This window comes from Isoptericola luteus (genome assembly GCF_020297055.1).
In the GTDB taxonomy this organism is placed as follows: domain Bacteria; phylum Actinomycetota; class Actinomycetes; order Actinomycetales; family Cellulomonadaceae; genus Isoptericola; species Isoptericola luteus.
Map to the genome: position 1 here is coordinate 621,478 of NZ_JAIXCQ010000001.1, position 12,449 is coordinate 633,926.

Below are 12,449 nucleotides of genomic sequence, written 5' to 3' on the forward strand. Positions count from 1 at the left end.
AGGGGCCTGGGCCTGACAGCGTGGAGGAGCTGGTCGCGCGGGCGCGGGCGCTCGCCGGTGGAGGTGAGCGGCGCGTCCTCGGGATCGTCGGGGCGCCCGGCGCGGGCAAGTCCACGCTCGCGACGACGCTCGCCGACGCGCTCGGGCCAGACCTCGCCGTCGTCGTCGGCATGGACGGGTTCCACCTGTCGGACGCGGTCCTGGCGCGGCACGGCCGCCGGGAGCGCAAGGGGGCGATCGACACGTTCGACGACGCCGGCTACGCGGCGCTCGTCGCCCGGCTCGCGGACGCCCGCCCCGGCGACCCGCCGGTCTACGCGCCGGAGTTCCGGCGCGAGATCGAGGAGCCTGTCGCCGCCGGGGTCGAGGTCCGCGCCGACGTGCCGCTCGTGATCACCGAGGGGAACTACCTGCTCGCCGCGACGGGCGCCTGGCCCGCGGCGCGGGCCCGCATGGCGGAGGTCTGGTTCCTGGACGTGCCGGACGGCGTCCGCCTCGCCCGGCTGGAGGAGCGGCACCACGCGTTCGGCAAGAGCCGCGCCGACGCCCGCCGCTGGGCGCGTGGCCCGGACCAGGCGAACGCCGCGCTGATCGAGGCGACGCGCGGTGCGGCCGACGTCGTCGTGCGCTGGGCGGGTCGATGACGCGACGATGACGTCACGATGACGCGACGTCGTCGAGCGGTTCACGACGGGAAGCCTGAGCGCGACGATCTACGCCCCGGGATGAGCGGGGGTCACAGCGCCTGGCGGGCCTGCTCGACGAGGGGGCGGATGCGGTAGGGGATGAGCTCGCCCATGGACAGCGACGTCTCGGTGCGTTCGACGCCGTCGATGGCGAGGATGGCGGCGTCGATGCGGAACAGGTGGTCGGTGTCGCGGCACACCACCTGCACCCGCAGGTCCGCCGTCCCGCTGCGACCGAAGGCCTGCACCACCTCCGGGACGCCCTTGAGCGCCTCGACGATCCGGCCGAGCTCCTTCTGGCGCACCTCCACCTCGAGGAACGCCGTCAGGGGGTGGCCGAGGAACTGCGGGTTCACGCGACGGTCGAAGTCGAGGAACGCGCCCGACTCCTCCAGCCGGGCCAACCGGGCGTGCACGGTGTTGCGCGACAGGCGCAGGCGCTCGGCGAGAGCGGCGATCGTCGCCCGGGGGTCGTCTGCCAGGGCCGTCAGAAGACGAAGGTCCACGGCGTCGTAGCTGCGCACATCGACCAGCCTAACGGGGCTGGGCTGCGCACTGTGCTCACCGATCCCCGCGGTGGTGGTGACGGTCTGTGAACGGCGTTACGTTCGCGGCATCCGGGCTCGACGACGAGCTCCGGCGAACCACGCGAGGTGAGGCGACGATGCCCGACACCATGGGCGACGCGCCGCGGGAAGACCTGCCACAAGCAGGCGCCACGACGGTGCGCGAGACGAGCACGAACGAGACGACGCAGGAACAGACCGACACCGCGGTGCGGCTGGTGGACGCCAAGGGCGTGCGCCACCCGGACCCCGAGCTCGACCGCTGGCTGACCGACGTCGACGCCGGCACCGACGAGGCCGACGCGACCCTGTTGCGCCTGTACTCCGACATGGTCACGGCCCGGCGCCTGGACACAGAGGCGACGGCGTTGCAGCGCCAGGGCGAGCTCGCGCTGTGGCCCCCGCTGCTCGGGCAGGAGGCGGCCCAGGTCGGCTCCGCCCGCGCGATGCGCGGCGACGACTTCGTGTTCTCGAGCTACCGGGAGCACGCCGTCGCGCTGGTGCGGGGCGTCACCCCCGCCCAGCTCACGCCGGTGTGGCGCGGCGTCACGGCGTCCGGCTGGGACCCGTACACGGTGGGCATGGCGACGCCGCAGGTCATCATCGGCGCGCAGACCCTGCACGCCGTCGGGTACGGGCTGGGGGTGCTCGCCGACGCCGAGCGCGACCCGGGCTCCGTCGGCGACGACGGCACGGCCGCCGTCGTCACCTACTTCGGCGACGGCGCCATCAGCCAGGGCGACGTGAGCGAGGCGCTCGTGTTCGCCGCGACCTGGTCGGTGCCCGTCATCTTCTTCTGCCAGAACAACCAGTGGGCCATCTCGGAGCCCGTGCGTCTCCAGTCGCCGGTGGCGCTGGCCGACCGGGCCGCCGGGTTCGGCATGCCGGGCGTCCAGGTGGACGGCAACGACGTGCTCGCCGTCCTCGCGGTGACGCGGGCGGCCCTGCACCGGGCCCGCACCGGCGGCGGCCCGACGCTGATCGAGGCCGTCACCTACCGGATGGGCCCGCACACCACGGCCGACGACCCCACCCGCTACCGGGACGCCGAGGAGGTGGCCTCCTGGGCGGACCGTGACCCGATCGAGCGGTTCGGCGCCTGGCTGCGCACGCGCGGCACGCTCGACGACGAGGCGGAGCGCAGGGTGCGCGAGGAGGCGGACGCGGTGGCGGCCGAGCTGCGCGCGGGCTGCATCGCCACCGAGGACCCGCCGGCGCTGCAGGTCTTCGAGAACGTCTACGCCACCCCGCACGCGGCGCTCGACGCCGAGCGCGACACCTATGCCGCCTACCTCGCGACGCTGGTCGCGGACGCCGCCGACGCCGGCACGCACGGAGGTGCTCGATGACCCAGACGCTCACCCTCGCCAAGGCGCTCAACGCCGGGCTGCGTCGCGCCATGGCCGACGACCCGACCGTGATGCTGCTCGGCGAGGACATCGGCCGGCTCGGTGGCGTGTACCGCGTCACCGACGGGCTGCAGGAGCAGTTCGGGCCCCGGCGCGTCGTCGACACCCCGCTCGCGGAGTCCGGCATCCTCGGCACCGCGGTCGGTCTGGCCTACCGCGGCTACCGGCCGGTGGTGGAGATCCAGTTCGACGGGTTCGTCTACGTCGCGTTCGACCAGATCGTCAGCCAGCTCGCCAAGATGCACAAGCGCACCGAGGGTGCCGTGACGCTGCCGGTGACGATCCGCATCCCCGTGGCGGGCGGCATCGGCGCCGCCGAGCACCACTCGGAGTCGCCGGAGGCGTACTTCGCCCACACGGCGGGCCTGCGTGTCGTGTCGGTCGCCAACCCGCAGGACGCCGCCACCGTGCTGCGTCAGGCGATCGCCTGCGACGACCCGGTCGTGTTCTTCGAGCCCAAGCGGCGCTACCACCTCAAGGGCGAGGTCGACCCGGACGTGGACCTGACGCTCGCCGAGCCGATGGACGCGGCGCGCGTCGTCGCGCCCGGTGACGACGTCACGCTCGTGACATTCGGGTCGCTCGTCGGGACGGCGCTCGACGCCGCGGTCGCGGCCTCGGACGAGGGCATCTCCGTCGAGGTCATCGACCTGCGCTCGCTGTCGCCGATCGACCACGCGCGGGTCGAGGCGTCGGTCCGCCGCACGGGCCGGCTCGTCGTCGTGCACGAGGGGCCGCGGCACGTGGGCCTCGGCGCGGAGATCGCCGCGACCATCACCGAGCGCTGCTTCGAGTTCCTCGAGGCCGCGCCCGTGCGGGTGACCGGGCACGACGTGCCCTACCCGCCCGCCCGGCTGGAGTCGCACCAGGTGCCCGACCTGGACCGGATCCTCGACGGCGTCGACCGCGTGCTGGGCCGGGTCGCGGTGCCGGCGGGTTCGACGACGGGTTCGACGACGGGTTCGACGACGGGAGTGGGGGCGTGATGGCCACGCGAGAGTTCCGGCTGCCCGACCTGGGCGAGGGCCTGACGGAGTCGGAGGTCGTGGAGTGGCGCGTCGCGGTGGGCGACGTCGTCACCCTCAACCAGGTGATCGCGGAGGTGGAGACGGCGAAGGCGCTCGTCGAGCTGCCGTCCCCGTGCGCGGGGGTGGTGCAGGCGCTGCACGCCGAGGAGGGGCAGGTCGTCGAGGTCGGCGAGCCGCTCATCACGTTCGACCTGCCCGAGCTGTCAGGCCCAGGAGCGTCGGGACCTGCACGTGGCCCTGACAAGTCCGCAGCTCCCGAGCTGTCAGGCTCAGGACCATCGGAACCTGCACGTGGACCTGACAAGTCCCCGGCGGCCGAGGGCGAGGACGACGCGCCGCAGCCGAACCTCGTCGGCTACGGGGCGCGCCCGGAACGCTCCGGACGCCCGCGCCGTCGTGCGCGTCACTACGCCGAGCCGGCCGCGACGCCGGCCGCGCAGGCCACGCCCCCGGCCGAGGGGGAGCGCCCGCGCTCGACGCCGGTCGTGCGCACGCTCGCCCGGGCACGGGGGATCGACATCGCGTCGGTCACCGGCACCGGCCCGCACGGGCGGGTCACCCGGGACGACGTCGAGGCCGCCGTCGCGACGCCGGGCTCCGGCGGCGGCACCGCACGGACCGAGACCCGCACCCCGGTGCGCGGCGTCCGCAAGCACACGGCGGCGGCGATGGTCGCGAGCGCCGCGATCCCGCAGGCGACGGTGTTCCTCACCGTCGACGCGACGGCCACGATGGAGCTCCTCGCCCGCCTGCGCGACCACCGCGTCGCGCGCGGGGAGCGGATCACGGTGCTGGCGCTGGTCGGCCGCGCGGTGTGCGCGCTGCTCCCGGCACACCCGGAGCTCGTGGGCCGCTGGCGGGACCTGCCCGACGGCGGTGCGGAGATCGTGTGGGCCCCGCACGTGAACCTGGGCATCGCGGTCGCCACCGAGCGTGGGCTCGTCGTGCCGCACGTGCCGGCGGCGGACACCCTGGACCTGCCGGACCTCGCGCACGCCCTCACGGAGCTCACGGAGACGGCCCGTGCCGGGCGCACCGCACCGGAACGGCTCACCGGGGGCACGCTGACCATCACCAACGTCGGCGTGTTCGGCGTCGACGCGGGCACGCCGATCCTCAACCCGGGGGAGTCGGCGATCCTCGGCCTCGGCCAGGTCGTGCGCCGGCCGTGGGAGCACGACGGCGAGGTGGCCCTGCGGCGGGTCGTCACGCTGAGCCTGACGTTCGACCACCGCGTGGTGGACGGCGAGCAGGGGGCGCGGTTCCTCGCGGACCTGGGCGCGCTGCTGGCCGACCCGGCGCTGGCCCTCGCGACGGGAGGCGGGGCATGACGCTGCTGACCACCGCCGTCGACGACCGCTCGGACGCGGCGGCCGCGCACGACGCCGCCCAGCGCCGGCTGGCCGACCAGCTGCGCGAGCGCACCGCCGTCGCGGCCCTCGGCGGCACCGAGCGGGCGCGGGCGCAGCACACGGCGCGCGGCAAGCTGCTGCCCCGCGACCGCGTGGCGCGCCTGCTCGACGAGGGCAGCCCGTTCCTCGAGGTCGCGCCGCTCGCCGCCTACGGCGTGGACCGTTCGGAGAGCGCGGGCCAGCCCGACGGCGCGTGGCCGGGGGCGGGCGTCGTCGCGGGCGTCGGGCTGGTCAGCGGGCGGCAGGTGATGGTCGTCGCCAACGACGCGACCGTCAAGGGCGGCACCTACCACCCCCTGACGGTGAAGAAGCACCTGCGGGCGCAGGAGATCGCGCTGGAGAACCGGCTCCCCTGCGTGTACCTGGTGGACTCCGGGGGCGCGTTCCTGCCCAAGCAGGACGAGGTGTTCCCGGACCGCGACCACTTCGGGCGCATCTTCTACCACCAGGCGCGGCTGTCGGCCGAGCGGATCCCGCAGATCTCGGCGGTGCTCGGCTCCTGCACGGCGGGCGGGGCGTACGTGCCGGCGATGAGCGACGAGACCGTCATCGTGCGGGACCAGGGCACGATCTTCCTCGGCGGCCCGCCGCTGGTGAAGGCGGCCATCGGCGAGGAGGTCACCGCCGAGGAGCTGGGGGGCGGCGCGCTGCACGCGCGCCGGTCCGGCGTCGTCGACCACCTGGCCGACGACGACGAGCACGCGCTCGACATCGTGCGCGACATCGTCGCGACACTGCCGGAGGACCCGGAGCCCGCGTGGGACGTCCTGGCAGCTCGGGAGCCCGCCGTCGACCCGGGCGGGTTGTACGCCGCTGTACCGGTCGACGTGCAGCAGCTGTACGACCCGCGCGAGGTGATCGCCCGCCTCGTGGACGGCAGCGAGCTCCACGAGTTCAAGGCCGAGTACGGCACGACGCTCGTGACCGGGTTCGCCCACCTGCACGGCCACCCGGTGGGCATCCTGGCGAACGCCGGCGTGCTGTTCCGCGAGTCCGCGCTCAAGGGCGCGCACTTCGTCGAGCTGTGCGACCAGCGGGGGATCCCGCTGCTGTTCCTGCAGAACATCTCGGGCTTCATGGTCGGCACCGACGCCGAGGCCGGCGGCATCGCCAAGGACGGCGCCAAGATGGTCACGGCCGTCGCGACGACCCGGGTGCCCAAGCTGACCGTCATCGTGGGTGGCTCGTTCGGGGCCGGGAACTACGCCATGTGCGGGCGGGCGTACTCGCCGAGGTTCCTGTGGTCGTGGCCCGGCTCGCGGATCTCCGTGATGGGCGGCGCGCAGGCGTCGTCCGTGCTCGCGACCGTCAAGCGCGACCAGCTCGCCCGCCGCGGCGAGGAGTGGGACCCGGCCGAGGAGGAGGCGTTCCGCACCACGATCCGCGACGACTACGAGACCGCCGGCGACCCGTACCACGCGACGGCGCGGCTGTGGGACGACGGCATCATCGACCCGCTCGACACGCGCCGCGTGCTCGGCCTTGCCCTGTCGGTGTGCGCCCGCACGCCGCTACGCGCGGGCGGCCACGCCGCCCCGACCGAGCCCGGCTTCGGGCTCTTCCGGATGTGAGGGCGATGTCCCGGTCCCCCCGACCGTTCACCACCGTGCTGGTGGCCAACCGCGGCGAGATCGCCTGCCGGGTGATCGGCACGCTGCGCCGCCTCGGCATCCGGTCGGTCGCCGTGCACAGCGACGCCGACGCCGGCGCGCGCCACGTGCGCGAGGCGGACGTCGCCGTCCGCCTCCCGTCCCGCCCCGCTGTGAGCGGGCGTTCGGCCCTCTCGAACGGGGAGAAGGGGGCCGAACGCCCGCTCACAGCGAGGACGGGATACCTCGACGTGCGGGCGGTCGTCGACGCCGCCGTCGCGACCGGCGCGCAGGCGATCCACCCCGGCTACGGCTTCCTCGCCGAGAACCCTGCGCTCGCGCAGGCGTGCGAACGTGCCGGGATCGTCTTCGTCGGGCCCGGCGTGCGCGCGATGACGACGATGGCCGACAAGGTCACCGCCAAGCGCCTGGTCGCCGGGCACGGCGTCCCCGTGCTGCCCGGCACGCTCGACGGCGGGCTCAGCGATGCCGAGCTCCTCGCCGCGGCAGCCGACGTCGGCTTCCCCCTGCTGGTCAAGCCCGTCGCGGGCGGCGGCGGAAAGGGGATGGTCGTGGCGGGGTCGGCCGACCGGCTCGCCGAGGCGCTCGCGTCCGCGCGGCGGGTCGCGGCGTCGTCGTTCGGCGACGACGGGCTGCTGCTGGAGCGCCTCGTCGACCGGCCCCGGCACGTCGAGGTGCAGGTGCTCGCCGACACGCACGGCACGGTCGTGCACCTCGGCGAGCGTGAGTGCTCGCTGCAGCGCCGCCACCAGAAGGTGGTCGAGGAGGCGCCGTCTCCGGCCGTGGACGCCGAGACACGCGCCCGGATGGGCGAGGCGGCGTGCGCCGTGGCGCGCTCGGTCGGGTACGTGGGGGCAGGCACGGTCGAGCTCCTCGTGCCGGCGGACGACCCGACGTCGTTCTCGTTCATCGAGATGAACACGCGCCTGCAGGTGGAGCACCCCGTCACCGAGCTGGTCACCGGCGTCGACCTCGTCGAGGCGCAGCTGCGCGTGGCGGCGGGCGAGCCCCTGTGGTTCGCGCAGGACGACGTGCGCCTCACCGGGCACGCCGTCGAGGCCCGCGTGTACGCGGAGACACCGGCGCGCGGGTTCCTGCCGGCGACCGGGCAGGTGCTGGTGTACGACGACGCGGGCGCGGCCGCCGGACCGGGCGCGTCGCCCCGGCGGCTCGACAGCGGGATCGCGGCGGGGAGCGTCGTGACGGGCGACTACGACCCGATGCTCGCCAAGGCCGTGGCGCACGGCACCGACCGCGCCGAGGCGCTGGCGCGGCTGGACGGGCTGCTGGGGGACGTCGTCGTCCTGGGCGTCGAGACCAACGTCGGGTTCCTGCGGGACCTGCTGGCCGACGACGCCGTGCGCGCCGGCCGCCTCGACACCGGCCTCATCGACCGCTTCCTCACCACCCGCCCGGAGCCGTCAGGCCCAGGTGCGCCAGGACCCGCACGTGGTCCTGACAGCTCGGTGCCGGTGGTGGCCGCGGCGCTGCTCGCGCTGGCGGCGGCGGACGGCGGCCCGGCCGGCGCGCCCCGGGGCGCCGTGGCGGCCTCGGAGGTGCCGGGGCCGTGGGCGCAGGACGGGTGGCGGCTCAACGCGCCGCCCGCGCCACGCCGGGTGGTGCTCGCCGACGGCACGGGCGCCCCTCACGTGCTGAGCGTCGTCGGCACGCCGGAGGCGGCCGTCGTCACGCCCGAGGGCGCGGAGCCGGTGAGCGCCTCGCTGCGCCCGGACGCCGCGGGCACCGCGCACCGCTGGTCCGTCACCGTCGACGCCGTGACCCGCACCGTCGTCGGCGCTGTGAGCGGGCGTCTGGCCCTCCCCGCCGGCGAGAAGGGGGCCAGACGCCCGCTCACAGGACCGGGGGAGGTGTGGGTGCACGTGGACGGCCGCTCGTCGTCGTTCACGGTGCTGGACCGCTCCGCGGCCGCCGCCCGGCAGCGCGAGGAGCGGGCCGCGGCCACCCCGACCGCGCGCGGTGCCGCGACCACGCAGGTGCGCGCCGACATGCCGGGCACCGTCGCGGCGGTCCCCGTCAGCGACGGCGACCACGTCCTCGCGGGCGCCACGCTCGTCGTCGTCGAGGCGATGAAGATGGAGCACGCGCTCGTGGCGCCGCACGACGGCGTAGTGGGCACCCGGGTGCGGCCCGGCGAGCAGGTCCGGCTCGACCAGGTCGCCGCCGTCGTCGAGCGCGCGGCCGATCCGGACGACGCGGCCACCGACATCACCACCGACACACCCCCCGAGAACGTGCCGGCGCACCCGCCGGCCGACAGCGCAGGACCGGCCGCCGAGGCACACCCCGCCCCGGTGACCGCGCAGACCGAGGCCGACCCGGCGACGACAGGAGCGACATGATCAGCGAGACCCACTCGACGATGCTCAGCGACGAGCAGCGCAAGCTCAGCGCGGTGGTGCGCGAGTTCGCGGACCAGGTGGTGGCGCCCGCCGCCTACCGCTACGACACCGAGCGGCGGCTGCCGGTCGAGATCATCGCGCAGATGGGGGAGCTGGGGCTCTTCGGGCTGCCGTTCCCCACGGAGGTCGGCGGGCAGGGCAAGGATTACGTGTCGCTGTGCCTGGCCGTGGAGGCGCTGGCCCGCGTGGACCAGTCCATCGCGGTCACGCTGGAGGCGGGCGTGGGGCTCGGCATCATGCCGATCTTCCGGCACGGCACCGCCGAGCAGAAGGAGCGCTGGCTGCCCGACCTCGTGAGCGGGCGTGCGCTGGCCGCCTTCGGGCTCACGGAGGCGGAGGCCGGGTCGGACGCCGGGGCGACGCGCACGACGGCGCGCCTGGAGCCGGGTGCCGGCGCCGACGGTGCGGGCGAGTGGGTGATCGACGGGTCCAAGCAGTTCATCACCAACTCCGGGACGCCGATCACCAGCGTCATCACCGTCACCGCGGTGACGGGCGAGCGGACGGACGCGGACGGGGGCGTGCGCAAGGAGCTGTCGTCGTTCCTCGTGCCGTCGGGCACGCCGGGGCTCACGGTGGAGCCGAGTTACGACAAGGTGGGCTGGCACACCTCGGACACGCACCCGCTGACGCTGGACGGCGTGCGGGTGCCGGCGGGGAACCTGCTGGGGGAGCAGGGCCGCGGGTACGCGAACTTCCTGCGGGCGCTGGACGAGGGCCGCATCGCGTTCGCCGCGCTCGCCGCCGGTGCCGCGCAGGGCTGCCTGGAGGAGGCGCTGCGGTACTCCAAGGAGCGCCACGTCTTCGGGCGCGCGATCGGCAGCAACCAGCACATCGCGTTCACGCTGGCGCGCATGCAGGCCCGCGTGCACTCGGCGCGCCTGTGCTGGCTGGACGCTGCGTTGAAGCAGACCCGCGGCAAGCCGTTCAAGGCGGAGGCGTCGGTCGCCAAGCTCGTCGCCGGCGAGGCGGCGATGGCGAACGCGCGCGACGCGTCGCAGATCTTCGGCGGGTACGGGTTCCTCAACGCCAACCCGGTGGCGCGGCACTACCGCGACTCCAAGATCCTCGAGGTGGGCGAGGGCACCACCGAGGTGCAGCTCATGATCATCGCCCGCGACCTCGGCCTGGAGTCGTGACCCCCGACATGGTGCCGAAGAAGGAGGCGTGATGCGGGACGAGGTGCAGCGAGGGCTGTACTACGACGAGCTGGAGGAGGGCGTGCGCTACGTGCACCGCCCAGGGCGCACCATGACGGAGGCGGACGACGTGCTGTTCACCTCCGTCACGATGAACCCGCAGGGGCTGCACCTGGACGCGGCATGGGCGGCGACCCAGCCGTTCGGCCGACCGTTGATGAACTCGATGCTCACGCTGGCCACGCTGGTGGGACTGTCGGTGGCGCACCTGACGCGCGGCACCATCGTGGCGAACCTGGGGTTCAGCGAGGTGACGTTCCCGCACCCGATGTTCCACGGCGACACCCTGTACGGCGAGACGACGGTGCCGCAGCGGCGGCTGTCCCGCTCTCGCCCGGGCCAGGGCATCGCGACGCTCGAGCACGTGGGACGCAACCAGGACAACGAGGTGGTGGCCCGCGCCGTCCGCTCGGTGCTGATGTGGACGCGCGCCGGCCACGAGGCGCACGAGGCGCACGAGTCGCACGAGGCGGCCGAGCACGAGGCGACCGAGCACGGCGCCGGGAGCGCGTCGTGAGCCCCGCCCCGTTCACCCTCGGCCCCGCGCTGCTGTTCTGCCCCGCCGACCGTCCCGACCGGTACGCCAAGGCGCTCGCCCGCGCGGACGCCGTCATCCTCGACCTCGAGGACGCCGTCGCCGCCGACCACAAGGAGGCGGCGCGGGAAGGGCTCCTCGCGCACGCGATCGACCCCGCGCGGACGATCGTGCGGGTGAACCCCGTCGGCTCGCCCGAGCACGACGCCGACCTCGCCGCCCTGGCCGGCACCGAGTACCGCACCGTCATGCTGCCCAAGGCGGACGGCCGGTTCGTGGGCCCGCTCCTGGCGCCCGACGGCGGCCCGTACGCCGTGGTCGCCCTGTGCGAGACGGCGGCAGGCGTGCTGGCCGCGCCGGCGCTCGCCGCCCGGCCCGACGTCGTCGCCCTCGCGTGGGGCGCGGAGGACCTGGTGGCATCGCTCGGCGGCACGTCCAGCCGGGCGCCGGACGGCGGGTACCGGGACGTGGCCAGGCATGCCCGGTCCGCGGTGCTGCTCGCCGCCGGCGCGGCGGGCAAGCCGGCGATCGACGCCGTGCACCTCGACCTCGACGACCTGGACGGAGTGCGCGCCGAGGCCGTGGACGCCGTCGCCTCGGGCTTCGCGGCCACCATGTGCGTGCATCCCGCGCACGTGGGCGCCGTCCGTGCCGCGTACGCGCCGTCGGACGCCGCCGTCGCCGAGGCGTCGGAGCTCCTCGCCGCGGCCGAGCGCGAGTCCGACGGCGGGGTGTTCGCCCTCGCCGGGCACATGGTGGACGGCCCGCTGCTGCGGCACGCCGAGGCGGTGCTGCGCCGCGCCGGTGCGGTGCGCACGACGCCGGGCGCTCCCGCGGCCGCGTCCGGTGAGCAGATCGCAGCCCAGCCCGCGAACGACGAAGGGGATCGACCATGACGGCACTGCACGACGACGCGCGCGAGGCGCTGGAGGGCCTGCTGCACGACGGCATGACCATCGCCGTGGGCGGTTTCGGCCTGAGCGGCAACCCGAACGACCTCATCGAGGCGGTGCGCGACTCCGGGGTCCGCGACCTGACCGTCGTGTCGAACAACATGGGCGTGGACGGCAAGGGCCTGGGGATCCTGCTGGAGAACGACCAGGTGCGGCGGGTGCTCGCGTCGTACGTGGGCGAGAACAAGCTGTTCGCGCAGCGCTACCTCGACGGCGACCTCGAGGTGGAGTTCGTGCCGCAGGGCACGCTCGCCGAGCGGCTGCGCGCCGGGGGCGCGGGGATCCCGGCCTTCTACACGCCCACGGGGGTGGGCACCCCGGTGGCCGACGGCAAGGAGGTCACGGAGATCGACGGCCGGCGCTACGTGCTGGAGCGGGGCATCGTGGCCGACCTGTCGCTGGTGCACGCGCGGCGCGCGGACCGGTTCGGCAACCTCGCGTACCGGTTCACCGCGCGCAACTTCAACCCGGTGGTGGCCGTGGCGGGGCGCGTGTGCGTCGCGGAGGCCGAGGAGATCACCGACGGGCCGCTCCACCCCGACAGCGTCGTCACGCCGGGCATCTACGCGCGGCGGGTGGTGCAGGCCCGCGACCGGGTCAAGGACATCGAGCAGCGCACGGTACGTCCCGC

Annotated in this window: 10 protein-coding genes and 1 pseudogene; 10 read left to right on the forward strand and 1 reads right to left on the reverse strand. The window is 74.9% G+C overall.

Annotation, left to right across the window (positions count from 1 at the left end; translation table 11 throughout):
• Positions 1-20 precede the first annotated feature (20 nt).
• On the forward strand, positions 21-644 hold the full coding sequence (locus tag LEP48_RS02915) for a nucleoside/nucleotide kinase family protein (RefSeq protein WP_225564054.1): 624 nt from the start codon (positions 21-23) through the stop codon (positions 642-644).
• 92 nt (positions 645-736) lie between these two features.
• On the opposite strand, the gene LEP48_RS02920 is transcribed toward LEP48_RS02915, so the two are convergent.
• Positions 737-1,210: an Lrp/AsnC family transcriptional regulator gene (locus tag LEP48_RS02920; protein WP_225564055.1), complete on the reverse strand. Its 474-nt coding sequence runs from the start codon at positions 1,208-1,210 to the stop codon at positions 737-739.
• A gap of 140 nt (positions 1,211-1,350) precedes the next feature.
• Here LEP48_RS02920 and pdhA point away from each other — a divergent pair, with 140 nt between their 5' ends.
• The 9 genes and pseudogenes from pdhA to LEP48_RS02965 all read left to right on the forward strand — a co-directional run.
• A complete protein-coding gene (pdhA, locus tag LEP48_RS02925) occupies positions 1,351-2,601 on the forward strand; it encodes a pyruvate dehydrogenase (acetyl-transferring) E1 component subunit alpha (RefSeq protein WP_225564056.1) in 1,251 nt (416 codons plus the stop codon).
• On the forward strand, positions 2,598-3,647 hold the full coding sequence (locus tag LEP48_RS02930) for an alpha-ketoacid dehydrogenase subunit beta (protein WP_225564057.1): 1,050 nt from the start codon (positions 2,598-2,600) through the stop codon (positions 3,645-3,647). Before pdhA ends, LEP48_RS02930 begins: the two co-directional genes overlap by 4 nt.
• A complete protein-coding gene (locus LEP48_RS02935; RefSeq protein WP_225564111.1) occupies positions 3,647-5,020 on the forward strand; it encodes a dihydrolipoamide acetyltransferase family protein in 1,374 nt (457 codons plus the stop codon). The genes LEP48_RS02930 and LEP48_RS02935 overlap by 1 nt, the downstream gene beginning before the upstream one ends.
• Positions 5,017-6,672: a carboxyl transferase domain-containing protein gene (locus LEP48_RS02940; RefSeq protein WP_225564058.1), complete on the forward strand. Its 1,656-nt coding sequence runs from the start codon at positions 5,017-5,019 to the stop codon at positions 6,670-6,672. The genes LEP48_RS02935 and LEP48_RS02940 overlap by 4 nt, the downstream gene beginning before the upstream one ends.
• Positions 6,673-6,677: 5 nt before the next feature.
• The gene (locus tag LEP48_RS02945; protein ID WP_225564059.1) at positions 6,678-9,071 is read left to right on the forward strand and encodes an ATP-binding protein; all 2,394 of its coding nucleotides are present in this window, start codon (positions 6,678-6,680) and stop codon (positions 9,069-9,071) included.
• Positions 9,068-10,270, forward strand: a complete 1,203-nt coding sequence (locus LEP48_RS02950) for an acyl-CoA dehydrogenase family protein (protein WP_225564060.1) — start codon at positions 9,068-9,070, stop codon at positions 10,268-10,270. The genes LEP48_RS02945 and LEP48_RS02950 overlap by 4 nt, the downstream gene beginning before the upstream one ends.
• A gap of 31 nt (positions 10,271-10,301) precedes the next feature.
• Positions 10,302-10,847, forward strand: coding sequence for a MaoC family dehydratase (locus LEP48_RS02955; protein WP_225564112.1), 546 nt, complete (start codon positions 10,302-10,304; stop codon positions 10,845-10,847).
• The gene (locus LEP48_RS02960) at positions 10,844-11,761 is read left to right on the forward strand and encodes an HpcH/HpaI aldolase/citrate lyase family protein (protein ID WP_225564061.1); all 918 of its coding nucleotides are present in this window, start codon (positions 10,844-10,846) and stop codon (positions 11,759-11,761) included. The genes LEP48_RS02955 and LEP48_RS02960 overlap by 4 nt, the downstream gene beginning before the upstream one ends.
• Positions 11,758-12,447, forward strand: a pseudogene (locus LEP48_RS02965) (CoA transferase subunit A); the annotation flags it as partial. The gene LEP48_RS02960 and the pseudogene LEP48_RS02965, both read left to right, overlap by 4 nt.
• Between the last annotated feature and the right edge of the window lie 2 nt (positions 12,448-12,449).